The sequence below is a fragment of the Comamonas halotolerans genome, assembly GCF_030162935.1.
Taxonomy (GTDB): Bacteria; Pseudomonadota; Gammaproteobacteria; order Burkholderiales; family Burkholderiaceae_C; genus Comamonas; species Comamonas halotolerans.
In genome coordinates this window covers 23,255-46,866 of sequence record NZ_JASAUZ010000045.1, presented here as the reverse complement: position 1 = coordinate 46,866, position 23,612 = coordinate 23,255, and the positions used below count along the sequence as shown (strand labels likewise).

Below are 23,612 nucleotides of genomic sequence, written 5' to 3'. Positions count from 1 at the left end.
TGCCCAGGCTCAATAGCGCACGGTCTGAACACTGGTGCCATTCACCAACTCCACTGTCTGACCACCGGAGTTAGACGCGCCGGGCTTGGCTGCGCTACGTGGCGCTTTGGCGGCCACCGTCTTCGGCTTGCCACCACCATCGGCCAGGTCCGAGAAACGCAAGCCGGCATACGCACGGTCCATGCCGTTCAGCGCGCTCTCAGCCCCCCCCTTGACAGGCAACGGCCTCAGCGCAGTAGGCAAGGCTGCAAACAACGTGGCATCAGGCATCTCCAAGTCATCGGGGTGACGCAATGCCAACGTCAGTTGGCCGTACTTTTCGGCCAGCGCCAAGCGCTGCACATCATTCAAAGGCACGGCCAATACGGCAGTATTTGCAATTTCCGCACGGCCTCGCTGTTCTTCACGGCTGCCAGAGCGCTGGTTGCTTTCTTTAGCTTGCTCAGCCTTGCGCTGCGCAAGCGTTTGCGGAGGGTTTTCCACCGAATTGGCGCCATAAGCCAGGACACGGGCGCGTGCCATCAGCAGGCGGGTTTGCGTATCAACTTTGATCTTCTGGGCCTCATCCTGGAGCGTGAAGAAGACATCAACAAAGTCCCCCGGACGAATATGATGACCTGCAGCCATGGGTTCTTTGACGGCCACAGAAACGGCACGCTGGCCGCTTTCCAATTGAAGTGAAAGACCTGCCACCAAAAACTGCTCTTGCAATACTTGCCCAGGTGTAAACGCAACCAGCGTGGTTTTTCCTACCAGGTCATCGGTATGCGCAAAAGCACCTGGCACGTTTTCCGTTTTCTCCACGACTTCCAGGTCTGCGGCCGAGATCTTCTGCCCTGCAGCAATGGTGCTACTGGCAGCCACCACGGAATATTTGACCGGCTGCTTACTATTGAGCATCTCTGCGGCTAACGAAGGGGATAACGAAGCTTCTACCGGATGCACATCACGCGGCACATCCCGACTCATCATCCAGGCCAGTACAGCCAACCCAAGCGCCAGCACCAACAGACAACCTGCCAATATCTTGGTGAGCCTCATGAATCTCGCCCTTCGTACAATTTGTTTCTCATGTAATGATTAGCTTCTTTTTTTCTAATTTGAATCAGCATCCAGAAACAGCAGCGGCATGCAGGATCATCCTTACACATAAACCACGTTTTCTGCTCCCCCCAGTATCCAGGCAATTGCAGCAACAGCCATATAGCCTGCATAAGGAATTCGCTTGTAAATTACACCGACTTTCGTTGGAATTTTTATCCACTTACTCCATGCGTTCATGGCCAAGGTGATGCTCTCCCAATTCATAACCAATATGGCATGCAGCATTGCTGCCAGTGATGCACCTATAAAAGAAAATAAAAAACCGCTCGAAATACCTAACCAAAAGCCAAGCGCAGCAGCGAATTTCACATCCCCTGCACCCATCCAGCGTAATTTATAAAAAAATATGAATGCACAAAATGCGAAAGCAAAGCCTAACAAGCTCTGCAACCACCCAATGCCATACGGACTTGCAGTAAGAATCAGAAAACCACTGCCTGCCAGCAGCATCAACAAGAAAATATGATTCTTGAATTTACGATGCCTGAAATCAATGACTGCCACTGTGATTAACAGCAGCAGACATATCAGCTTGACAAATGCAAAAGAGTTCACACTTCTATTAAGAAGCTGGTTTACCCTTCAATCCATCAATAATGCTCTGAAAAGTAGCTTTCAGGTCAGTGCCTAGAGTGGTCAAAACACTCACGATCACCACCGCAATCAGACCTGCAATCAAACCATATTCAATGGCTGTTGCACCATCTTCATCATTCCAAAATCTTTGAATAGCTTTCTTCATGATAGCCACCTTCCATTAAATAAACTTTCAGATTCAAAAAACCAGCAACTTAGTATTTCAAGTTGGTCACAGAATTTAACAAAGTGAGCCTTGGCAACTTGTAGGAAAAGAACTCGCGAAACAATAAGTCAAAAACCACACAAATATTTACAATCTAACAACAGGCAAATATTGATTTGGATTTTCTATTTCCACTTTTAAAAATGCCTTGCTTATCCATTTCCACCACATCCTCGCAGTAGATGCTGGATATTCCGTTTAAAACACCCTGGATAGAGAGTCAATCAACCGAATCCGCATAAAATTTTCAGCTTTGGCATCCAGCTTCAAAGCAAAGATGCAGCCAACCACCGACTGTTCGTTGAAAGTGCCCTACATGTCTCTCGCGCCCGTGCTTTCCCTGGTCTCTGGCACCGATCACTGCCGTCGTCTTGCAAGATTTGTCACTGCTGCAAGCATGGTGTGCACACTAACCTTGGCAGGAGGCAGTGCCTGGTCCCAGACTTCGGCCAGTGAAGAGGTAAGCAGATTGCTGGAGCAAGGCAAGCTCTCAGAGGCTGCCAAACGTGCACAAAGCCATCTCAAACAAAATGCCAATGACGTGCAAATGCGTTTTTTGCAAGGCGTGATTGCCGCCGAGCAGCGCAAGTACGATCAAGCGATCCAGGTCTTCACCTCACTCACGCAAGACTATCCCGATTTGCCCGAGCCCTATAACAACCTGGCCGTATTGCATGCAGCCAAGGGAGAGGAGCGCAAAGCCGCACAAGTCCTGGAGCAGGCCATTCGCACCAACCCCAGCTATGCCACAGCGCATGAAAACTTGGGGGATTTGTATGCGCGCATGGCCAGTGATGCCTACGCCAAAGCCCTGCAACTGGATGGCAGCCGCCAAACTATTCAGCCCAAGCTCTCGCTCATTAAGCAAATCTTCCCGACTTCACCAGTTTCCGGGGCTGTCACTGCAGCGGTAGTCCCCCCATCCACTGCGCCTGCCGTCACTGTGACACAGGCAGCGCCTGGGCTCAAGCCAACTTCCACGCCCGCACTCGTGACGCCTCCCCCTGCAAAAACTGCCGAGGCCACGCCACCCGCTGCTTCCTCACCACGCGTTGAGCCTGAACGCAAGCTCGAACCCGAGAGCAAGCCTGCAGTGGCCGTCGCCAAAGAACAAAGCAAAGCAGACGATAGCAAGCGTGCCGTGGCAGCTGTGGAAAAAGCGGTCGCCGCCTGGGCTAAGGCTTGGGAAAACCAGGACATGAATGCCTATTACGCGGCATACAGCAGTCAGTTTGACCCCCAAGGCTCTTCACTGACTGAGTGGAAAACCGAGCGCAAAGCGCGCATTGTTGGCAAGCCAGCCATCACGGTAGAGGTGCGAAATCTGAAAGTGGCGATTCAGGGTGACCGCGCGGACGCCAGCTTCCGCCAGCACTATGCATCGGGCGGGTACAAGGCCTCCACCCGCAAGACGTTGCGCATGCAACGCGAGGGCGAAAGATGGCGCATCATCCGTGAGGAAACTGGTCGTTAATGTTGCCTTTCTCTCCTTGCCAGAAGCTAGGTGCAAGCTCGCGCGCTGTGCGCGTGCTGCTGCTCCTTTGCGTATTGGTATTTTGCGTCTGGGGCCATATGGCGCACGCAGATACCACACAGCAGACACACGCAGAAAAACGCCTCGTTGAAATCCTGGCGCTTATCGAGCACCGCAAGATTAATGAAGCCTTCCGTGCTGTCTCCGAACTGACGGAAGAAGTGCCCAACTTCCGTGCTGCCCAACTGCTGTATGCCGACATGCTACGAATGCGCTCTGGTGAGACACCGATGGGCGAGCAGCTGGCCAGATCGCAAACCGAACCCAGCAAACGCAATATGGGGGTCGCAGACCAGGACATTGCGCCGCCAGAGTTCTACCAAGGTCTGCACAATGAAATACAACGCCGGCGTCAGGCAACAATTGATCTGCCACCTCCAGGCAAGGTACCCAGCAATCTGATGCACCTGGGCACGTCTGTGCGCCATGTGCTTGCTGTGGATACCAGCAAATCTCGCCTTTATGTTTTCGCTAGCGGCCTTAAGGGTCTGGAATTGATCGGCAACTTCTACGTGACGATCGGACGCAATGGCGTGCACAAACGCCTGGAAGGCGATCAACGCACGCCTTTAGGGGTTTACTTCGTGGGGCGCCAGATTCCACGGGAACGTCTCCCTGACCTGTATGGACAAGGCGCACTCACCGTAAATTACCCCAATGACTGGGACCGCTTGCATGGGCGTACAGGCAGTGGCATCTGGCTGCACGGCGTTCCTTCCGATCAGTTCTCGCGCGTACCCCAGGCCAGCGATGGGTGTGTAGTGCTATCCAATCCGGACATCGCTTATCTGATGGCATTGATCGACCGGCGCACCCCCGTGTTGATTACAGAAAAACTGGATTGGGTGGCACCGCAATGGCTCATGCAGCAAAACCAGAAAGATGGATTCAAAAATGAAATCGAGCGCTGGCAAGCTGCTTGGCGCCAGGGGAACACGCAAAGTCTAGGCAATTTGTACAGTCGCGATCTCGCAAGCCCCGAAACACTGGATAAGCGCCGCGCCCGCATGGGTTCTCTAGGCCCGCTTTCCCAACTAACGGTTCAGGATATGTCCATCTACCAATGGAAAGAAGAGGCTGGCGAAGTGCGCATCGTGAATCTCCATGTCGCAAAGAATGCATCCACCACGGTACGCCAATACTGGCGCAAACAGGACGGTCGCTGGCAAATCTTTGCTGAAGACCTGCTGAGCTAGACAGGCCCCATATTTCGCATCAAAAAAAGCCCGCGATTGCGGGCTTTTTTCTCGCACTCCAATCATTCAAGTCTTGATGCGCTCTACCAAACGCTGGCTCTGCACATCCATTCCGCGCAGCTCCACCATGCAGCCATGCTGCTGCAAGCGCTCCACCACCTTGTCCAGAGCACCGATGGCCGTGATGTCCCAGAAATGAGCTTCACGCACATCAATGCAAACAGGCTGGCCTGCCACTGCGCGCACATCAAAGCTCTCCACCAAGGCATCGGCCGATGCAAAAAACACCTGCCCGCGCACATACCAAGTGCGTTGTCCGGTGTGGGCATCGTCTTCGTGCGTCACCTGCAACATGTGCGCCACCTTGAAGGTAAAGAAAACGCCGGACAGCAGCACACCCGCAATCACGCCAGCCGCCAGATTGTGTGTGGCCACAGTGATCACCACGGTAGCCAGCATCACAACGCTGGACAGGCGCGGATAGCGAACGACATTGCCAAGCGATTTCCAGTCAAAGGTAGAGGCTGACACCATCACCATAATGGCAACCAGCGCTATCACCGGCACCTGCGACACCCATGGTTTAAGCAACACCATCAGCACCAGCAAAAACACCCCGGCAAACAGGGTGGACAAGCGCCCTCGCCCGCCATATTTCACGTTCCCCACGGCTTGACCGATCATGCCGCACCCGGCAATACCACCAAATACGCTGGACGCCATATTGGCCACGCCCAGGCCAGTGCATTCTCGATTTTTATCGCTGGGCGTATTGGTCATTTCATCCACCACGGCAGCCGTCAGCACCGACTCCAGCAAGCCCACCATGGCAATGGCCAGCGCAGGCAGCAAGATAATGCGCAGCGTCTCCATGGAGGCGGGCACCCCGGGCAAGCCAAACAGCGGCAAAGCGTCGGGCAATTTGCCCAAATCAGCCACTGTTGCCACAGGCAGCCTCAATAACGCGGCAACAGCGGTCAGTACCAACACACAAATCAATGGTGAGGGAATCACCGTGAGTGCCTTCAACTCCCATTTCTGCCCCAGCCATGGCAAGGCATAGATGATGAGCAGGCCCAACGCCAACATGGCCCAGGTAGGCAGGTTGGCTCCTGTCAGATGCGGCAATTGCGCTGCAAAAATCATGATCGCCAAAGCGTTCACAAAACCTGTGCGCACCGAACTGGACACAAAGCGCATCAACACACCCAGCTTGCACAGCCCAAAGACAATTTGCATGGCCCCTGCCAGCAGGCCGGCAGCAAACAAATACTGAATCCCGTGCGAAGCCACCAACGGTGCAGCCACCAGCGCCACCGATCCGGCTGCGGCGGACACCATGGCTGGCCGCCCACCAAAAAACGCAATCACAATGCTGATGACAAACGATGCGAACAGCCCGACTGACGGGTCGACACCTGCCACAAACGAGAAAGCGATCACTTCCGGAATCAGCGCAAAAGTGGCAACAGCACCTGCGAGAAGTTCTCGCGGAATGCTCGGCGCCCATTCAGCACGCAAACGGGTTATCAAAGGCAGGGACATGGTTCAGACATGGCAGACACGGGGACAGCGCTCTCGCTGCAGCTAGGGCGCGATATTACGCATTGCGTGATCCCAATGCTTGGGCCATGAGCATGCCCCGAGCAAACTGCAGCGGTACAACAGACATATCCGCAACAACAGCCGCTCCCCTTCAGCTCCTTGAGCGTGTGTCTATGGCATAAATCACTCAGGATATGCATGCCTTAACGCGTACATTGCCTAGTGCGGGCACCCAACAAAAAAAGAGCTGCCAGCGCAGCGCCATGTCGGATTTCAGCAACTCAACGCCTGAAATCGCATGGTCAGCACCCACAGCTCTGTCTGAGATTGAAGGCTTGCGCCCTCAACTATTGCTCAGCGCATCAAGCACCGCAGCACTTCTTGAATTTCTTGCCGCTACCGCAAGTACAGGGGTCATTGCGTCCGGGTTGCTCGCCCTTGACCACCGCCTCCACACGGGGGCCCATGCTGCGCCACAACTGGCGCAGGTCATACACGCCCCAGACGGCTTCACCAAAGGCATCCAGACGATCCTGGCTGGTCGAGGCAGGGCCGTTTTCGTGATACAGATTCAGCGTGGGTTCACCATCATCGTCCTCGGTCAGGTTGACAATGAACTCCATGGCTGCATCCAGCCATTGTGCAGCTTCCTTGTCGCGGGGAGCAGCCCATTCTTCGGCCCAGTTTTCCACCACAAACATAAAGCCCAGTGCCCATACCTGGCCCAGTGAAGGAATCTCTTCGTCTTCAAGCTCCGCACGTTCCGCCTCTGGCAGCATCAGCAGAGCACCACGGGTGTCCATGACTTCGGGCTGGAACGCTGCCTGATCTTCGAGCGACTTGATCTCGGTATCCAGTTGGCTGCGCACTTCGTCCATACGCAGCTGCACCAGCTCCAGAAAACGTGCTTGCTGCGCTTCATCCTTGAAGGCATCCAGCTTGGGCAAAGGCTGGCCATCAGCAACTTGCAGGGTTTCGCCATCGCCCAGCAACATGGGCAGCCATTCAGCGGCAGGAATCTCGCGGCGTGTGCAAATCACAGCCGTCAAGAAACCATCGCAGAACTCCCACTGGGGAATTTCTTCGGCGCGTGTGCGCATCTCTTCGAGCATGTTGTCCAGCTCTTCGAGCATTTCAGTGCTCAGCGCAGCCTCAACTTCAGGAGCGTCAATGTGTTGGTTTTCCATGGCGTATAGTCAGTTAGCGGGCTTATGCCCATGTACGAATTCGGCGGTCTCCTGCGTGGCGATAACGCCGTCATTCGCACAATCAATGCAAAGGGGCGGGACTGCATGCGGATGCATGCGCGGCCGATAGCTGGCAGTGTAGCCCGCGCGCCAAGCCCGTGCCCGTTACACAGGAGTTGTCTGCATGCTTCATGGTTCATCCTTTTCCCGCGGTCTGTTTCCCATTCGCTACACGGTACTGGCGCTGTGCATGGTCGCCGTTGTACTGGGGCTGGTCGCCGCGCTGCTCTGGGGACGCTGGTGGTGGCTGCTGCCCATCGTTGCTGCCGTGTTGACGGTGATCGGTCTCCAAGATCTTCGTCAGTCGCAGCATGCCATCTTGCGCAACTATCCGGTAATCGGGCATATGCGCTACCTGCTGGAGTACATCCGCCCGGAGATGCGTCAGTACTTCATTGAGGGTGACCGCGAAGCACTGCCGTTTTCACGCGCCCAACGCTCGCTGGTCTACCAACGCAGCAAGGGTGAGCCCGACAGCCGCCCTTTTGGCACCTTGCTGGATGTGTCTGCGCATGGCTACGAGTGGGTCAATCACTCCATGACGCCCACCAAGCTGGATAGCCAGGACTTTCGTGTCTGGATTGGTGGGGCGCCAGGGCAACCCATGGAGGGACAAGATGCATGTACCCAGCCTTATCACGCCAGTGTCTTCAACATCTCTGCCATGAGTTTTGGCGCTCTATCCGCCAACGCTGTGCTGGCATTGAACCTGGGGGCCCGTACTGGTGGTTTTGCCCACGACACAGGAGAAGGCTCCATCAGCCAGCACCACCGCGTACACGGCGGTGACCTGATCTGGCAGGTGGCATCGGGGTATTTTGGATGCCGCAATCCAGACGGCACCTTCAGCGAAGAGCGCTTTGTGGCTAACGCTGCCGACCCCCAAGTCAAAATGATTGAGCTCAAGCTCAGCCAGGGGGCCAAGCCGGGGCATGGTGGCATGCTGCTGGGCGCCAAAGTGACGCCCGAAATTGCTGCGGCACGCGGCATACCCGTCGGCGTGGACTGCATCAGCCCCAGCAGCCACAGCGCATTTCACACACCGGTGGAGATGATGCAGTTCATTGCCAAGCTGCGCCGCCTCTCTGGGGGCAAGCCTGTAGGCATGAAACTCTGTGTCGGGCACCCATGGGAATGGTTTTCCATGGTCAAGGCCATGATGGAAACCGACATCACGCCCGACTTCATCGTGGTTGATGGTGCGGAAGGCGGAACTGGTGCGGCACCTGTCGAATTCACCGACCATGTCGGCGTGCCCCTGCAAGAGGGCCTGCTGCTGGTGCACAACACGCTGGTCGGCGTGAATTTGCGCCACCGCGTGCAAATTGGTGCCGCAGCCAAAGTGATCACGGCCTTTGACATTGCGCGCATGATGGCTCTGGGTGCCAATTGGTGTAACTCCGGACGCGGGTTCATGCTCGCGCTGGGCTGCATTCAGGCTCAGACTTGCCACACCGGCCACTGCCCAACAGGCGTCACCACGCAAGATGCACTGCGCCAGAAAGCACTGGTGGTGCCTGACAAGGCCACACGCGTTGCCAACTTTCACCGCAGCACCATGCACGCGCTCAAAGAGCTGGTGCAGGCGGCGGGCCTACACCATCCCGGAGAGATCACCGCCCACCACATCGTGCGACGCACCAACGACTCCCATGTGCACCAGTTGGCCAACACCGTCCTGCGCGTAGAACCCGGAGCTTTGCTGGGATCGCTGGATGAGCAGCACAACGTATTCAAGATGTACTGGAACCGTGCCAGCGCACATACATTCCAAATCTCTCCACCACCGCTCAAGCCCTCGGCGACCATGGCAAGAGAACAGGGCACAATCAGCACCTAGCCCGCCAAGCCTCTGGCTTGGTGCCCCGCTTGCTTTGCCAGATGTGCCTGTGCCCGACTCCAACGCTTTCGACTACTCCGCTTTTTTGCAAGCCCATGTACTGAGCCAGCCGCGCAGCGTGATGCGCTATGAGCAAAACGGTGAAAGCTTGTGGGTCAAGCGCGCAGGGGCACTCAATCCCAGTTGGCGTTACCGGTTGCTGGGAGCATTGGCCAAAGCCTTCAAAATGCCGGTACTCAGCCCCGTTCCCAACCCAGGCGGCAAGGTGGCGGTGGCCACCGAGGTGCAGCGGCTGCAAGACTTTGCAGCACGTGGCTTGCGTGCTCCGCAGGTGCTGGCCGCCTCCGAAGATGGCTTTGTGATGCGCCACCTGGGTGCTCCCGGCGAGCCCACGCCCAGTTTGGGCAACGAAATGGAAGCTGCGATAGCTCGGGGCCCCAACGTAGTGCTAGCACTCTGGAAGCAAGGCTTGCAATCAATCAGCAAGGTGCACAAAGCCGGAACCACCCTCAGCCAGGCTTTTGCCCGAAACCTTGTGCGCTGCCCCGATGGCGTGATTGGCTACATCGATTTTGAAGATGACCCGTCGGCCCATTTGCCATTGGCAGTTTGTCAAGCGCGCGATGCACTGTGCTTTGCGCATTCCACCGCCTGGATTCTTGAGCGCGCTGACGCATTGGCACAAGCCCGCAAGCACTGGAGAGCCTGGACGCAGACCTTGCCTCCGGCAGCCCGTGAAGTGCTGCACACCTCCATCGCCCGCATGGCTTGGGCAGGCCGATTGCCAATGGATCGCAAGCTCGGGCGCGATGGACAACGCATCCGCATGGCATTTGAGTTGGTACGGGCCGACCTGCCCTGAAGCCTTCGCACGGGCTGGGTATAAATCAAGCATTACCACCTCGCTCCATCAGGAGCCTTTGTACATACAACTGCCAAGCCCTCGCCATGCTTTCTGCCGATATTTCGGCACTGTGTGCACAAGCCTGCTCTCTACCTGAGAGCGACCCGTAGCGCACCTACCTACACTTTCAGCGTCTATTGCAAGACACATTAAGGCAACACTTTCGTGCACCATGGGTCTTTTCGTGATGAGGATGGCGTATGGCATTCGCAACTAGCAACCACAATCCCGCCTGGACTCGGGTGATTCCCCTTGCAAGTTGGGTCGTCTTGCTGATGTACTGGTCAATGCCCGAAATGCCCGGTGTGGAGGCACTACTTTGTGCGGGTCTGCTGGGTAGCGTGATCACCGCCGTACACCATGCCGAAGTAATTGCCCTCAAAGTGGGAGAGCCGTTTGGCACATTGGTACTGGCCCTGTCCGTCACCATCATTGAAGTGGCCCTGATTGTTTCCATGATGCTTTCAGCAAGCAATCAGCAAGAAGCCATGGCACTACCTCGTGACACCATTTTTGCTGCCGTCATGATCATTCTGAACGGAATCATCGGCTTGAGCTTGCTGGTGGGCGGGCGAAAAAACGGCATTCAACAGTTCAATCTGGAGGGGGTCACAGATGCACTGTGCACAACGACAGTCATTGTCGTCATCGCCCTGGTTCTGCCCAATTACGTCATCAGTGCTGAAGGCCCTGTCTACTCGCGCAAGCAACTGGGCTTTGTAGCCCTCATCACCCTGGTGCTGTTCACGGCCTTCACCCTGTTTCAAACCATGAGCCGCCGGGAGTACTTCGTACCCATCAAAGCACCGGCGCAACTCCAGGTGAGCCACTCGCACCATGAGCCCAGCACGAAAACTGCGCTGACCAGCCTGGCTTTTTTGCTGCTGGCCTTGATCGCTGTCGTTTTGAGCGCAAAAGGCATTTCGCCCACCCTGGAAGCATTGCTTGGACGCTGGGGCGCACCAGCTAGCATCTTGGGCATCGTGATTGCCGCGATTGTGCTGATGCCCGAATTCACCGCCGCCATGCGTGCAGCCCGAGACAACCGCTTGCAGATCAGTCTGAATTTGGCCATTGGATCTGCCATTGCCAGCATCGGATTGACCATTCCAGCAGTTGCCATCGTGGCCTTGATCATGGGCTGGCCTCTCACACTGGGGCTTGATGCGAAATCCACTGTGTTGCTTGTGCTCACGCTTTTTGTTACAGCCATGTCCTTGCGCACAGGCAATACGACCTTCCAGCCTGGTCTGGTTCACCTGATGATCTTTGCGGTCTACCTGTTCTTCAGCTTTGTTCCGTGAAGCACTGGGCCCCACAATAAAAAAGGCCTCTTTCGAGGCCTTTTCATCGAGCGGGAAATACAAATATCAAAAGATATCAGGCATTGGCCTGGGCAATTGCAGGCAAAGGTTGTCCGTCCAGTGCTGCATGCAGGCGGTCCATATCCACGCCCTTTTCCCAGCGCGAAACCACCACGGTCGCCACGGCATTACCAATGAAGTTGGTCAGCGAGCGGCACTCTGACATGAAGCGGTCCACGCCCAAAATCAACGCCATACCGGCAACTGGCACTTCGGGCACCACTGCCAGCGTTGCAGCCAGGGTGATAAAGCCTGCGCCTGCCACACCTGCAGCGCCCTTGGACGACAGCATAGCCACCAGCAGCAGCATGATTTGGTGACCCAGCGTCAAATCAGTATTGGTAGCTTGCGCAATGAACAAAGCCGCAAGTGTCATATAGATGTTGGTGCCATCCAGGTTGAAGGAGTAGCCCGTTGGTACGACCAGCCCCACCACCGACTTCTTGCAACCAGCTTTCTCCATCTTTTCCATCAAAGAAGGCAGTGCCGATTCCGACGACGAAGTGCCCAGCACCAGCAACAGCTCTTCTTTGAGGTAACGGATCAGCTTGATGACTGAAAAGCCGCAAGCGCGAGCCACAGCTCCCAGAATCACCACCACGAACAGGAAAGACGTCAGATAGAACGCCAGCACCAGCTCTGCCAGGTTCAGCAGGGAGCCCAAGCCAAACTTGCCGATGGTGTACGCCATGGCACCAAAAGCACCGATGGGAGCCGCCTTCATGATGATGCTCACCAGCTTGAACACAGGCTTGGTCAGCGCTTCAAAGAAATTGAGCACAGGTTTGCCCGCTTCACCCACCATGGCCAGCGAAACACCGAACAGCACTGCTACCAGCAACACTTGCAGGATGTTGTCGCCCACAAATGGACTGATCAGGGTTTTGGGAATGACATCCAGCAAGAAGTTGGTCAAGGTCATGTCATGGGTTTTGGCCACATAGCCACTCACCGCACCTTGATCCAGCTCTGCAGGATTGACGTTCATGCCTGCGCCGGGCTGCACCACGTTGGCAACCACCAGACCTACAACCAATGCCAGGGTCGAAAAAGTCAGAAAGTAGGCCATGGCCTTGCCAAACACACGGCCCACGGTGCTCAACTGCGTCATGCCCGCAATGCCGGTCACGATGGTCAAGAAGATCACCGGCGCAATGATCATCTTGATAAGTTTGATGAATGCATCGCCAAATGGCTTCATCGCCGCGCCGTAAGCAGGCTCGTAGTAGCCCAGCAGCACACCGGCAACAATGGCCACCACCACTTGAAAGTACAACTGGCGATAGAAAGGAAGTTTGAGCTTGGCTATTGCCTCGGCTTGGACGGCATGCATACAGAATCTTTCGGAAATCCAAACACAAATGCACCACGAAAGTGCGACTGCCGGGTTTGTACTGCTGGGCTGTCCAAATGCCGATAACCTATTGGTATTAGTTGCCTGCACCACCTAAGGGAAATAGCTGTTTTATACGTAGAAATACGAATTCGCGGGACCACACAACAAGCAACAAGACAGGCACGCACTGGTGATCCGGGGCACACTTGCAGCATGTTCGCCCACCTTCGCCGTCGCCCCATCTGGACTGTTGCCATCCTCATCATCGGCATGCTGTTGAGCATGCTTGCCGTGGGCTGGCTGACATGGCGGCAAGCGCTGATCAACGAGAGCGAAATATTCGAGCGCCAACTCTCGGTACGCGCCCAGGCACTGACACAGCGCGTGGACCGCTACCGCACGCTTCCCGAAGTGCTCTCCCTGGACCCTGAATTGCGTGCTGCGCTGCAGCGTCCACTCAATCACTATGATGTGGACTATCTCAACCGGAAGCTGGAGCGTGCAAACGGAGCCAGCCAATCCTCCACGCTGACACTGATCGACCTGAACGGCATTGCCGTGGCAGCCAGCAACTGGCGCGAGCCACGCAACAACGTGGGCGAAAACTACAGTTACCGGCCTTATGTGCAGGACGCTCTGTCCAACGGCAGTGGCCGCTTCTATGGCATTGGCACCACCACCGGACAGCCTGGCTATTTTCTTTCCCAAGCCATTTACGACAACCACGACAAGATCATCGGACTGATCGCCATCAAGATTGCGCTGCATGAGCTGGAACGCCAATGGCCGAGCACCAGTGACATCGTTGTAGTTTCGGATGCCTACGGCGTGACTTTTCTGACCAGCCGCGCATCGTGGCGCTACCGCTTGCTGCACCCTTTGAGCGAGCAGGCCAAGGCCGAGCTGGCAGCCACACGCCAGTACCAGTCGGAATCACTCACACCATTGCACTTCAAAGTCCGCAAAACACTGGAAAACGGTAGCCGACTGGTCACGGTCAAAGACCCTGAACTTCCGCGCAACATGCTGCTGCAAAGCGTGGAATTGCCCAACAGCAATTGGAAGATGCATCTGCTGCATGACACCCGCTCCAGCGCCACCACCAGTTGGTGGGCTGCTGCGGCGGCGGCCGGCTTATGGCTGGCAGGAGGATTGCTGGTGCTGTTTGTGCGCCAAAGACAACGCATCAACCGCCTGCGTCTGCGCAGCCGCCAAGAGCTTGAGACCGTGCTCAAGCAGCACGCCCAGGAGTTGCGTACCGCCCAGGACGGCCTGGTGCAAGCGGCCCAGCAAGCTGATACCGGCCTGTCACGCAGCCTCGAACACCTGCCCCAGGGGGTGGTCATCATCGATGCCAATATGAATCTTGTGGCCTGGAACTCTCGCTATATCGCTTTGTTCCGCTACCCGCCGGAAATGCTGCGGGTTGGCGCCCCGATTGAAAGCCTGCTGCGCTTCAACGCCAAACGTGGCCTGCTTGGCAACGCACCTCTGGAAGAAGCCATTCAACGACGTCTGCGCCATTTGCGCAGCGGCAAACCCCATCTGCATGAAAGCGAGAAAGGGGACGGCACAGTGCTGGAGATTCGCGGCAATCCATTGCCTGATGGAGGCTTTGTCACCAGCTATGCCGACATCACCAGCTACAAAAATGCGGCCCGCGAATTGCGTTCACTGGCCGACGCGCTGGAGCAACGTGTGGCCGAGCGCACACGTGATCTGGATGCCGCCCGTCAAGACGCAGAGCAGGCCAACCGCTACAAGACCCGGTTTGTGAATGCTGCCGTGCACGACCTGCTGCAACCGCTCAATGCCGCGCGCATGTTCACCAGCTTGCTGCCCAGCCATGTACACGACGACGCAGGACGTCATGTGGTCGACAGCATCGAAGCAGCGCTGGCTTCCCAGGACGCCATCCTCACCAGCATGCTTGATATTGCACGCATGGAGTCGGGGCAACTGGAAGTGCACGTGCGCGACTTTGCACTCGACTCTCTGCTGCACGTGGTGCATAACAACTTTGCCATGCTGGCCGAGAATGAAGGGCTCAAGCTACGCACTCGCGCCAGCAGCTACGTGGTGCGCAGCGACGAAGCGCTGCTGCGCCGCATCTTGCAGAACTTTGTCTCCAACGCCATCCGCTACACGCGCAAGGGACACATCCTGGTAGGCTGCCGCCGCAAAGGCAGCCGCGTGCGCATTGAGGTGCATGACCAGGGCCCGGGTATTCCGGAGAGCTTGCAGCAGGAAATTTTTGAGGAATTCCGACGCCTTGATGAAGGCCACGCGGATGACCGCGGTACAGGCCTGGGGCTGGCAATTGTCGAGCGTTTGGGCAAATTGCTTGGGCATGAAGTGGGCCTGCGCTCCACGCTGGGCAAAGGCAGCGTTTTTTGGGTGGAAGTGCCACTGGGCGATGCCCAGAGCCTGCAACCCGCCGAGCGCCCCAGCGCCCCTGTACAGCTCGATGATGCACCCTTGCAAGGCGGTGTGGCCTGGTATATCGACGACGATCCGCAAACCTGTGCAGCCACGCAGGCTTTGCTGGAGCGTTGGGGCTGTGCCGTCCCTTACGCGGGTGGCCCGCATGATGCGCTGGCACTTGCCAACGCGCAACAGGTGCCGCAGTTGGTGCTGCTGGACGTGCATTTGGGTAACAACCTCTATGGCCCTGATCTCTATGCACAGCTGTGCGAGCGCTGGGAACAGACCCCACCCGTCATTTTGGTAACGGCCGAGCGTGATGCATCCCTGCGCCGACAGGCTGCGGAGCGAGGCTGGGGCTTTTTGGCCAAACCTGTGCGCCCCCCTGCGCTACGCGCCCTGATGAGTCAGACACTGCTACGGATTCGCGAGGACTAAGCAAGCCCGGCAGGTTCATCATCCAGCCAGCACCTCATGGCAATGGCCTATGACGGGCTGGCTGCGCTACGAGCGCCTGCACCTCTATCATGCCAAGTCACCAACAACCACAAGCCTGCCACATGCGCTGGATCTCGCTGTCTCTGTCTTTTCTCACTTTACCGCTGATGTTTCTCATCTTGCCCGCACTGGTGTTTTCTCCGGCAGCGCTTGTCACAGGCATCATCGCCTGGCAGCGAGCACGCCAGAGTGCCAGCGCACAGTGGAACATCTGGCTCGCCGCTCTGAACGCCATCCCCATCGTGCTGGCCTTGCTGGTCGGCGGGTTGGCGTGGTGGATTCTGAGCACGCAGTATCGCGCCTGAACTCCGGCGCTGCGCAGCGCTGGCGTGTCAGCCCCTCCTGACACGGCGGCAACAGCTCGCCCGACAAAGACATGCTTGCCGCATCCGATGCACTGCGGTCAGAGCCCAGCAAACAATCAGGCATCACTTGTCTTTGTTCCTATTCGTGCCACAAGAGCCAACATTGGAGTGCTGTGTATGCTGAGCCTGGAGCCAGGAATGTACCTGCGCGTGGAGCAATTGCCCCATGGCCCCAAACCCTTGCCTCTAGAAAGTGGCTTCAGCCTGAATACGGCCTATCGCGCCATGGGGCTCTTCAACCCCTCAGAAACATCGGATGCCTATTTCATTTTCTCCAACGACCGCGATGAAATATGGTTCATCTGCAACCGCCATTTGCGTTGCCTCGGACTGATCCCTGAGAGCCGATCTACCCGTCTGCCGCTGCCAACAGCTGTACAGCTGGTGGAGCAAGCTTTGGGCACTCATCCTGCGCATCCTTAGTACTGCGTTGTGCTTCACCCTATCCGCATAGGATCGAAGCCATGGCACACGGCTGATGCTGGGTTGAGCAGCCCCTGTTTATCCAAACCTGGCGGCCAATTTGCGTTTTGTGACCAAAAGCAGCGCCACTCTGTCAGCGCTCGGTATCACTGAGTCGTTGGATAGAGATACCTTTTGCGCGCTTCATGAACACCCGTAATACAACCCTCGACCAGGTCAAGGCTGTGGCATGCCTTGTGATCGTGTGTCACCACCTTGCTTTTTACGGCCCAATGGCCGATATGCTGCGCCCTGTATTGCCTGGGCTGCTGCAATGGCTGGACGAGTACGGACGCATGGCAGTACAGGTCTTTCTGGTACTGGGAGGCTACTTTGCTGCCGCGGCTCTGGCCCCACAGGGGGTGGGCAAGCACCCGCAATTCTGGCCCGCATTGAACAAGCGATTTGTGCGATTGAGCCTGCCCTACAGCGCCGCATTGCTGATGGCGATTGTGGTTAACGAGACAGTACGCGGCCTGGGCTTTCAGCACGAATCGGTATCAGACACACCAACTTGGTCCAGTGTCATAGCGCACTTGCTGCTTTTGCACAGCATTGCCGATTTTGAGTCCATCTCTGCGGGTGTCTGGTATGTCGCCATTGATTTTCAGCTGTATGTGCTGTGCCTGTTGTGGCTATGGCTGTGCAAGCAGCAAACTCGGTGGACAGGCTGGGGCCAAGCGGGCATTGCGCTGGCCACTGCTGCATCGCTATGGGTATGGAACCTCGACCCCGATTTGGACGTGTGGTTCTTGTATTTCTTAGGTGCCTATGGCCTTGGCATGATGGCTTGGTGGGCCACACACAGCGAAGACCGTGCACAGCGTACCCTCTGGATCGTGGCAATTGCGACCTTTGGCATCATCGCACTGAGCGTGGCCTGGCGTGACCGCATTGCCTTGGCTCTCATAAGCGCTTTGGTGCTGGCCATTGCTGGCAATTTACGCTGGCCTGAAAGTTTGCGCCATGCGCAAATTGCACCGCTGACATGGATAGGCCAGCGCTCGTACTCCATTTTTCTGATTCACTTTCCCATGAGTTTGCTGGTGAATGCAGAAGTCCATTCCCAATGGCCAAATAGCGTTGCAGCCAACAGTATCGGAATGCTGGTGGCGGTACTTCTATCCATTGCTGCGGGCGCTGTGTTGTATGAATGGACGGAGCGTGCCAGCGCCACTTGGCAACGCCTGCGTCGCTGGCATTTGGGCGTGCTCTCGACCGGCCTTATGGCCTTATGGCTACAACAGATCTAGATCCAGATTCGCTGAGCACACCTTTATCTTCAGCCGCATGCGCATAGACTGAGCAGCAAGTCACTTGCTCATGTGCATCGTTCTTTTTAGTGCTTTGCAGCAACTTGAAAGCAACGCTTGAGAGCGATCACTGCCTCGTTCGACACAAACTGCGCTATCGAAAAGTAATTTTCAACAGTGCGCTCGGAGGCGCACAGGCATTGCATTCAAATCTCGTTGTCGTTTTCGAGACTTTTGACCAGGACCGCAGCTTGCGTGCGTGAGTAGCATTCCAGCTTTTTCAATATGGCGGTGACATGCACCTTGACCGTGTTCTCGGCCAGGCCCAGTTCGTGGGCAATCTGTTTGTTGAGCAGGCCATCCGCCAGGCAAAGCAGCACGCGAAACTGCTGAGGCGTCAGTTGCGCCAAGCGTGCAGCCAGATCAGCATCCGCTTCCGAGCGCTCGGCTGCCATTGGAGGAAACCAGCTTCCACCGTCCAGCACCGCATCGATGGCGCTGGCAATATCTTCCGCAGGTGCTGACTTGGGGATGAAACCTGCCGCACCAAACTGCTGAGCGCGGCGGATGACACGTGGTTGATCATTTGATGAAATGATGATCACTGGAATTTCAGGATACTCTCCGCGCACATGCAGCAAGGTGGAGAAACCTCGGGCACCAGGCATGGTCAGATCCAGCAACACCAACTCCACGTCGGGGTGCTCCTGCAAGGTGCTGCTCACCGTAGCCGCGCTGGCTGCTTCCAGCGTTTTGTATTGTGCAAAACGCTCGCGCAGTACATGCAGCACGGCTGCGCGAAATAGCGGATGGTCGTCCGCAACAAGCAAGGTGGATTCTGACATGGAGCAAGTCTGCCATGCTCTGTGCATAGCTGCTGCCCACACACGCAAAGTCAATGCGCAAGCGCAAACAAAAATGCCCTGCAGCCATTGCTGGAGGGCACTTCATATACGTTTATTTAGGCAGCCCGCATTGGCTGCAATCAACACCAGATTACTGGTTCGCGATATCCAGATGTGCAGCGCGTGCTTCTTGGATGAATTCGATCAGGGAGTTGATGGCTTGACGCATGACAGTTCTTTCTGTGTACGAGATGCCTAACTAATGGGTTGTGGACATGCATCTCAACTGTCTCACAACTACGCGTTAACCTCTAAGTGATAACCCGTAGACGTAAGTATAAACCACATGCATATTTTTTGCACATCCCGATGCGATTTGCTCAACTGAACCCGCGCCACCGTACGTTCACGCTGTGGATGAAGCCCCTCAGCCCCAGAAACTACGCGGCATCACGCCGAGAGACATCGTCCCTTTGTCTGTACGACACTCCATGCAGTAACTGGACAAGGCTTGAATTGCCATGCACAAAACCCATGTGGCAAAAAAGGGCAATAGCCACATAGCAGCACTGGATGTGCATCAAATAGCTCGCCAGCATACTCGGGCAGCCTCATAAAAACATAGCGAGCCAGAGCATTCAAAATTGGGACCAAAGAGCGATCACCCAGCGCCAATCCGGCCCCTCTCCTGCGTGGCGTTTGGCAGGAGAAAAGTCTCTTCGCGTATGACAATCTGGCGAAAAAATAGTGCCTATTGAGGAGGCATTTCGCCTGGCGGCATGGGCTGAGGTCCTTGATCCGGCTCAACAGGCTGCCGTCGTGTGACATGAATGCGAATACTTGGCGCAAAGTTGCGGATATCAATGCAGCACATAAGAGCCTCGTGAAGATAGGAGTGGACACAAGCGCAAATATGAAACCATTCGTGTAAAAAAGCGCGCTTGCGCATGTTTTCAGGCGCCACTCCTACAGCGCCGATCTACCGCTTCCGTGGAGCATGCTTCAAACCTTCCAGGAGGCAGACCATGATCGTCACAACCACTCCGAGCGTAGAGGGCAAGACCATCACCAAGTATTGCGGTGTGGTTGCAGGCGAAGTCATCTTGAGTACAGATGTATTCAAGGACATGTTTGCCGGCATCCGCTATCTGACAGGCGGGCGGTCAGGATCGAACGAGAAAGAGTTGCAAAAAGCACGGGAAGTGGCATTGACCGAGCTACAGGCCCACGCCACCAGAATTGGCGCCAATGCGGTGGTAGGAGTGGATCTGGACTACGAGATTCTGGGAACCACACACAGCATGTTGATGGTCTCAGCCAGCGGAACGGCAGTCATTGTCAGATGACCGTCGCTCCATCAGTCCACAGAAGACAGCTTCATCAATATCAAGCCACTGACGATAAGTACAGCCGCGCCAATTCGCATCACCGACACCTGCTCACCCAGCACAGTGATACCCACCACGAACGCGCCCACTGCACCGATACCGGTCCAGATGGTGTAAGCCGTGCCCAGAGGGAGGGTGCGCATGGACATTGAAAGCAAGCCGAAGCTGGCAATCATTGCCACGATGGTGATGATGCTGGGTGTGAGGCGTGAGAAGCCATGCGACTGCTTCATGGTGTATGCCCACACCACTTCCAGCAGACCTGCCACAACGAGAAAAAGCCAAGCCATAAGAGACTCCTTGCATTTGAAATTCAATGCGGGCCGTCCCTCTTGGAAAATTACCAGCCCAGGTCGTCCCGGGCTGGGCAGCGTTGCACTGCAAGAATCGCACCATTGTAGGTAATGAGTCCACAGAGCTCACAACGCAGCATGAGCGGCCCAGAAGTGCTTGGGTGGTTTCTGCGCCACAGCTTGACAAGCTAATGGCGCTGGCCAGCTCACTTCCAGGCCCCAAGGTGCGGCGCACGCGCTTCCTCGATCAACGCAGGCCCTATGCAATCTATAGGGAACGGCGCTGCACGAAACACATCTCGGCAAGACCATTCAACATCACGTTGATCCAGTCGTTCACCGCGAAAGACACGCAAACGCTGGTCGTCGATGCCATACACCACACGCCGGATATTGGCCCAGAAAATTGCGCCAGCACACATGACACAGGGCTCTCCCGAGGCATAGAGGGTGGCATGCTCCATCACGTCCCTGCCGTGGCGCTGACAAGCGTCCCGGATCGCCTGCACCTCCGCATGCGCCGTGCAGTCGCCTGTCTCCGCATTGCTGTTCCAGCCCTGCCCCAAAACCTCACCATCGAAGCCCACAATCAATGAGCCAAAAGGCCTGTTCCCCCGCTCACGTGCTGTGCACGACAGCGCAATCGCCTGGCGCAGGTACATGCCATCGCGCTCATCCACTGCCTGTTCTTGTATCCACCCGCTGGGCAAACCCGCTGACCCGATCATGCGGCACTCCCGGTGGTGACCAGTTCCGGCAAGAAGCCTTGGTTCCACACCGTCGATATAGCTGGCGCATGTTTCAGCGCAAACGTTTTGCGCACTTGATGGATCTGCGCTTGCAGCACCTGCATGTCCACACGCCCCAAGCCTAAACGCGCAGTTTCTGCTGTTGCCAGATACGTGCGTGTGATCGCCCAGCGAGCGCTTTCTTGGTCTGCGCGCAGCATCGGCTCGCGCGCACGCACAGCTGCCAGCGCAGCCTCAGGATTGGTCAAAGTCTCCTGCAACGCACGCGGGTTGCCCGCAGGAAAGCACGCACCACATCGGGCTTTTCAGCCATCATTTTCTGACTCGCCAGCACCGCATTGCCATACAGGTGCACGCCAGCATCGGCGTAACTCAGCACACTCAGTTGCTCCTCAGGCATGCGCATCAGCAAGGTGATGGCCGAATCGTGGAAATATGTGGCGGCATCCACATCGCCACGAACCATCACATTGTCACGCGCACTGAAGTCGGTGGTGACCCACTGAAAGAAGGGCTCGTCGAATTTTTGCTGTTCAGCCACCATCGGCCCGCAGCGGCGTGTTGCCTCCACTGCGGCGGCGGCCACCTTCTTGCCTTTCAAGCTCTCCCAGCGGGTGGTGATGCCTTTGTCTTTGCGTCCGATGATGGTGAACGGCGCACGGTTGTAGTACTGGTAGACCGCCCGCACCGGCATAGCGCCATTGGCATGTGCCTCAATCAACGAGCTGATATCTCCAAGGCCCAAATCGTAGGCCCCCGAGGCCACACGCGTGATGGAGGCTACCGAGCCCGCACCCACATCGATTTGCACATCCAGGCCTTCCTCCGCGAAATACCCCTTGGAGGCTGCCAGGAAAAAAGGCGAAGTCTGGCTGGTGACCTTGAAGTCCAGGGTGAATTTCACGGGAGTCAGCGCTTTGGTGCTGGACTGCGCCCAGACTGTAGCGGGCAGAACGGCGGCAGCAGACAAGGATGAGACGGTGCGCAAAAATTGGCGGCGTTGCATGGCAAAACTCCTTCATTGTTGCTTGCCTGCTCAGCACGATGGAGCGTGTGGACGCAGCCTGGGCCCACCCCGTCCAAAGCCATCTTGCAGGCGCTGGGGGCTGAGCAATTTCCGGGCGGCATGACCAGCGAGTCATACATGCGCTGAACGCTTCTACTCACAGAAGGCGCATGCACATCCTGTGCCAGCACGGTGCCATGAACTTGCCAGACATCCAATTACCAAACTGGCACGGTTCTGGCATCGCATTGGGCGCACGAGTAGAAGCGTTCACCCTTGGCTGCGTGGTCGAGGCCGGAAATTGCTCAGCACGTGCTGCAACCTGCAGCACGCCAGGCCTGAAGGTCTGCGCTGATGCACCACACTTGTGCACTCGCCGACTTTCAGCAGGTTCCAACCTCATGCATACAGGAAGTCCGCATATGCCGACCACACCCGCCAACAACACTCTCGCATACGCACTGGAAGAACTGCGCAAAGAATCCACCATGGGCAGCGAAGGCACCACGGTGCAACGCGAAATCCGCCGCATTGATATGTCCGACTTCGCGAAGCGCAAAGCAGAAATCACCGAGCAGCTCTGGAGCGCAGCCACTGAAATCGGCTTCTTTCAAATCTACAACCATGGCATCAGCACAGAGACGGTGCAAAAAGCTTTCGAACTGTCAGAAGCCTTTTTCGCCCAATCGCCAGAACGCAAAGCGCAATGGCCTCTGTCACGCAATGCCGGCTGGGAAAGCTTGTCGCAAATCCGCCCCTCTACCGGAACAGCCGATCAGAAAGAGTCCTACCAAATCACACGCCCCCGCCTGCAGGGCAAATGGCCCAGCGAGAACAGTCTGCCAGGCTTTCAAGCTGCTGTGCTGGACTTTGAAGCACAGTGCTGGAAGGTAGGCATGCAAGTGCTTTCATGCTTTGCCGACAAGCTCGGGTTTGCCAGCGACTTTTTCACACGCGCCCACAACCCTTCCAGCCCACACTACCAAAGCACACTGCGCATGCTGCATTACTTTGCCCAGACGCCCGACACTCCCAAAGGCATCTGGCGTGCTGGCGCTCATACCGACTACGATTGCCTGACGCTGCTGTTCCAGCGTCCTGGTCAGGGTGGTCTGCAGGTGCTTCCTGGAAAAGACATGGAAGGCCGGGCGTGGACCCCGGTCGAGCCAGCCGAGGGGGTGATTACCTGCAATATCGGCGATATGTTGATGCGCTGGAGTGATGATCGCCTGCCCTCCAACTTCCACCGTGTCAAAAACCCTGCCCCCCATGAATACCAGGGCGCGCGCTACAGCTTGGCGTTCTTTTGCCAAGCTGATGAGGATGTGCTGATCTCCAGCCCAGGCGGCCAATACCCTGATATCACCGCTGCCGAATATCTGAAGCAGCGCATCAGCGCCAACTTTTCCAACAAGTATTGAGCACGGCTGCGTGCAGCCCTTTCCTACAGGGCTGCA

Annotated in this window: 20 protein-coding genes and 1 pseudogene; 11 read left to right on the top strand and 10 right to left on the bottom strand. The window is 56.5% G+C overall.

Annotation, left to right across the window (positions count from 1 at the left end):
• Positions 1–9: 9 nt before the first annotated feature.
• The 3 genes from cpaB to QEP11_RS14540 all read right to left on the bottom strand — a co-directional run bounded on the left by cpaB (position 10) and on the right by QEP11_RS14540 (position 1,846).
• Complete coding sequence (gene cpaB, locus QEP11_RS14550) at positions 10–1,041, bottom strand: Flp pilus assembly protein CpaB (RefSeq protein ID WP_284337375.1); 1,032 nt, start codon at positions 1,039–1,041, stop codon at positions 10–12.
• Positions 1,042–1,143: 102 nt separating this feature from the next.
• Entirely contained in the window at positions 1,144–1,659 is a 516-nt protein-coding gene (locus QEP11_RS14545) for an A24 family peptidase (protein WP_284337374.1), read from the bottom strand.
• A gap of 7 nt (positions 1,660–1,666) precedes the next feature.
• A complete protein-coding gene (locus QEP11_RS14540) occupies positions 1,667–1,846 on the bottom strand; it encodes a Flp family type IVb pilin (protein WP_284337373.1) in 180 nt (59 codons plus the stop codon).
• A 376-nt stretch (positions 1,847–2,222) separates the two neighbouring features.
• Between QEP11_RS14540 and QEP11_RS14535 the strand changes: the two genes are divergently transcribed.
• Positions 2,223–3,380 carry a L,D-transpeptidase Cds6 family protein gene (locus QEP11_RS14535; RefSeq protein WP_284337372.1) on the top strand — a complete coding sequence of 386 codons (1,158 nt, stop codon included), beginning with the start codon at positions 2,223–2,225 and terminating at the stop codon, positions 3,378–3,380.
• A 98-nt stretch (positions 3,381–3,478) separates the two neighbouring features.
• Positions 3,479–4,636, top strand: coding sequence for a L,D-transpeptidase family protein (locus QEP11_RS14530; protein WP_284337371.1), 1,158 nt, complete (start codon positions 3,479–3,481; stop codon positions 4,634–4,636).
• Positions 4,637–4,702: 66 nt separating this feature from the next.
• On the opposite strand, the gene QEP11_RS14525 is transcribed toward QEP11_RS14530, so the two are convergent.
• Positions 4,703–6,181, bottom strand: coding sequence for a SulP family inorganic anion transporter (locus QEP11_RS14525; RefSeq protein ID WP_284337370.1), 1,479 nt, complete (start codon positions 6,179–6,181; stop codon positions 4,703–4,705).
• 362 nt (positions 6,182–6,543) lie between these two features.
• Positions 6,544–7,368: a UPF0149 family protein gene (locus QEP11_RS14520; protein WP_284337369.1), complete on the bottom strand. Its 825-nt coding sequence runs from the start codon at positions 7,366–7,368 to the stop codon at positions 6,544–6,546.
• A 184-nt stretch (positions 7,369–7,552) separates the two neighbouring features.
• Between QEP11_RS14520 and QEP11_RS14515 the strand changes: the two genes are divergently transcribed.
• From QEP11_RS14515 to QEP11_RS14505, 3 genes are all read left to right on the top strand, one after another.
• Complete coding sequence (locus QEP11_RS14515) at positions 7,553–9,268, top strand: FMN-binding glutamate synthase family protein (protein WP_284337368.1); 1,716 nt, start codon at positions 7,553–7,555, stop codon at positions 9,266–9,268.
• A gap of 49 nt (positions 9,269–9,317) precedes the next feature.
• Positions 9,318–10,130: a BUD32 family EKC/KEOPS complex subunit gene (locus tag QEP11_RS14510; RefSeq protein ID WP_284337367.1), complete on the top strand. Its 813-nt coding sequence runs from the start codon at positions 9,318–9,320 to the stop codon at positions 10,128–10,130.
• Positions 10,131–10,372: 242 nt separating this feature from the next.
• A complete protein-coding gene (locus QEP11_RS14505) occupies positions 10,373–11,476 on the top strand; it encodes a calcium:cation antiporter (protein WP_284337366.1) in 1,104 nt (367 codons plus the stop codon).
• A gap of 76 nt (positions 11,477–11,552) precedes the next feature.
• On the opposite strand, the gene QEP11_RS14500 is transcribed toward QEP11_RS14505, so the two are convergent.
• The gene (locus QEP11_RS14500; protein WP_284337365.1) at positions 11,553–12,869 is read right to left on the bottom strand and encodes a dicarboxylate/amino acid:cation symporter; all 1,317 of its coding nucleotides are present in this window, start codon (positions 12,867–12,869) and stop codon (positions 11,553–11,555) included.
• Positions 12,870–13,085: 216 nt separating this feature from the next.
• On the opposite strand from QEP11_RS14500, the gene QEP11_RS14495 reads away from it, so the two are divergent.
• The 4 genes from QEP11_RS14495 (at position 13,086) to QEP11_RS14480 (ending at position 17,874) form a co-directional block, all read left to right on the top strand.
• A complete protein-coding gene (locus QEP11_RS14495) occupies positions 13,086–15,734 on the top strand; it encodes a hybrid sensor histidine kinase/response regulator (RefSeq protein ID WP_284337364.1) in 2,649 nt (882 codons plus the stop codon).
• Positions 15,735–15,823: 89 nt separating this feature from the next.
• On the top strand, positions 15,824–16,099 hold the full coding sequence (locus QEP11_RS14490) for a hypothetical protein (protein WP_284337363.1): 276 nt from the start codon (positions 15,824–15,826) through the stop codon (positions 16,097–16,099).
• A 177-nt stretch (positions 16,100–16,276) separates the two neighbouring features.
• Complete coding sequence (locus tag QEP11_RS14485) at positions 16,277–16,582, top strand: hypothetical protein (protein WP_284337362.1); 306 nt, start codon at positions 16,277–16,279, stop codon at positions 16,580–16,582.
• Between the two features lie 185 nt (positions 16,583–16,767).
• The gene (locus QEP11_RS14480) at positions 16,768–17,874 is read left to right on the top strand and encodes an acyltransferase family protein (protein WP_284337361.1); all 1,107 of its coding nucleotides are present in this window, start codon (positions 16,768–16,770) and stop codon (positions 17,872–17,874) included.
• Positions 17,875–18,080: 206 nt separating this feature from the next.
• On the opposite strand, the gene QEP11_RS14475 is transcribed toward QEP11_RS14480, so the two are convergent.
• Positions 18,081–18,719, bottom strand: a complete 639-nt coding sequence (locus QEP11_RS14475; protein WP_284337360.1) for a response regulator — start codon at positions 18,717–18,719, stop codon at positions 18,081–18,083.
• Positions 18,720–19,744: 1,025 nt separating this feature from the next.
• On the opposite strand from QEP11_RS14475, the gene QEP11_RS14470 reads away from it, so the two are divergent.
• Positions 19,745–20,065, top strand: a complete 321-nt coding sequence (locus QEP11_RS14470; RefSeq protein WP_284337359.1) for a heavy metal-binding domain-containing protein — start codon at positions 19,745–19,747, stop codon at positions 20,063–20,065.
• 11 nt (positions 20,066–20,076) lie between these two features.
• Here the strand turns inward: QEP11_RS14470 and sugE are convergent, their stop codons facing one another.
• The 3 genes and pseudogenes from sugE to QEP11_RS14455 all read right to left on the bottom strand — a co-directional run bounded on the left by sugE (position 20,077) and on the right by QEP11_RS14455 (position 22,155).
• On the bottom strand, positions 20,077–20,397 hold the full coding sequence (sugE, locus tag QEP11_RS14465; protein WP_284337358.1) for a quaternary ammonium compound efflux SMR transporter SugE: 321 nt from the start codon (positions 20,395–20,397) through the stop codon (positions 20,077–20,079).
• 209 nt (positions 20,398–20,606) lie between these two features.
• Positions 20,607–21,128: a nucleoside deaminase gene (locus tag QEP11_RS14460; RefSeq protein WP_284337357.1), complete on the bottom strand. Its 522-nt coding sequence runs from the start codon at positions 21,126–21,128 to the stop codon at positions 20,607–20,609.
• Positions 21,125–22,155, bottom strand: a pseudogene (locus QEP11_RS14455) (ABC transporter substrate-binding protein). The gene QEP11_RS14460 and the pseudogene QEP11_RS14455 overlap by 4 nt, the downstream one beginning before the upstream one ends.
• A gap of 422 nt (positions 22,156–22,577) precedes the next feature.
• On the opposite strand from QEP11_RS14455, the gene QEP11_RS14450 reads away from it, so the two are divergent.
• Positions 22,578–23,576 (top strand): isopenicillin N synthase family dioxygenase, encoded by a 999-nt coding sequence (locus QEP11_RS14450; RefSeq protein WP_284337356.1) that lies wholly within the window; start codon positions 22,578–22,580, stop codon positions 23,574–23,576.
• The last annotated feature ends 36 nt before the right edge of the window (positions 23,577–23,612 follow it).

Coding starts and splice junctions, on each gene's coding strand:
- cpaB (WP_284337375.1), bottom strand. CDS start 1,041: ATGAGGCTCACCAAGATATTGGCAGGTTGTCTGTTGGTGCTGGCGCTT.
- QEP11_RS14540 (WP_284337373.1), bottom strand. CDS start 1,846: ATGAAGAAAGCTATTCAAAGATTTTGGAATGATGAAGATGGTGCAACA.
- QEP11_RS14535 (WP_284337372.1), top strand. CDS start 2,223: ATGTCTCTCGCGCCCGTGCTTTCCCTGGTCTCTGGCACCGATCACTGC.
- QEP11_RS14530 (WP_284337371.1), top strand. CDS start 3,479: ATGGCGCACGCAGATACCACACAGCAGACACACGCAGAAAAACGCCTC.
- QEP11_RS14525 (WP_284337370.1), bottom strand. CDS start 6,181: ATGTCCCTGCCTTTGATAACCCGTTTGCGTGCTGAATGGGCGCCGAGC.
- QEP11_RS14520 (WP_284337369.1), bottom strand. CDS start 7,368: ATGGAAAACCAACACATTGACGCTCCTGAAGTTGAGGCTGCGCTGAGC.
- QEP11_RS14515 (WP_284337368.1), top strand. CDS start 7,553: ATGCTTCATGGTTCATCCTTTTCCCGCGGTCTGTTTCCCATTCGCTAC.
- QEP11_RS14505 (WP_284337366.1), top strand. CDS start 10,373: ATGGCATTCGCAACTAGCAACCACAATCCCGCCTGGACTCGGGTGATT.
- QEP11_RS14500 (WP_284337365.1), bottom strand. CDS start 12,869: ATGCATGCCGTCCAAGCCGAGGCAATAGCCAAGCTCAAACTTCCTTTC.
- QEP11_RS14495 (WP_284337364.1), top strand. CDS start 13,086: ATGTTCGCCCACCTTCGCCGTCGCCCCATCTGGACTGTTGCCATCCTC.
- QEP11_RS14490 (WP_284337363.1), top strand. CDS start 15,824: ATGCCAAGTCACCAACAACCACAAGCCTGCCACATGCGCTGGATCTCG.
- QEP11_RS14485 (WP_284337362.1), top strand. CDS start 16,277: ATGCTGAGCCTGGAGCCAGGAATGTACCTGCGCGTGGAGCAATTGCCC.
- QEP11_RS14480 (WP_284337361.1), top strand. CDS start 16,768: ATGAACACCCGTAATACAACCCTCGACCAGGTCAAGGCTGTGGCATGC.
- QEP11_RS14475 (WP_284337360.1), bottom strand. CDS start 18,719: ATGTCAGAATCCACCTTGCTTGTTGCGGACGACCATCCGCTATTTCGC.
- QEP11_RS14470 (WP_284337359.1), top strand. CDS start 19,745: ATGATCGTCACAACCACTCCGAGCGTAGAGGGCAAGACCATCACCAAG.
- sugE (WP_284337358.1), bottom strand. CDS start 20,397: ATGGCTTGGCTTTTTCTCGTTGTGGCAGGTCTGCTGGAAGTGGTGTGG.
- QEP11_RS14460 (WP_284337357.1), bottom strand. CDS start 21,128: ATGATCGGGTCAGCGGGTTTGCCCAGCGGGTGGATACAAGAACAGGCA.
- QEP11_RS14450 (WP_284337356.1), top strand. CDS start 22,578: ATGCCGACCACACCCGCCAACAACACTCTCGCATACGCACTGGAAGAA.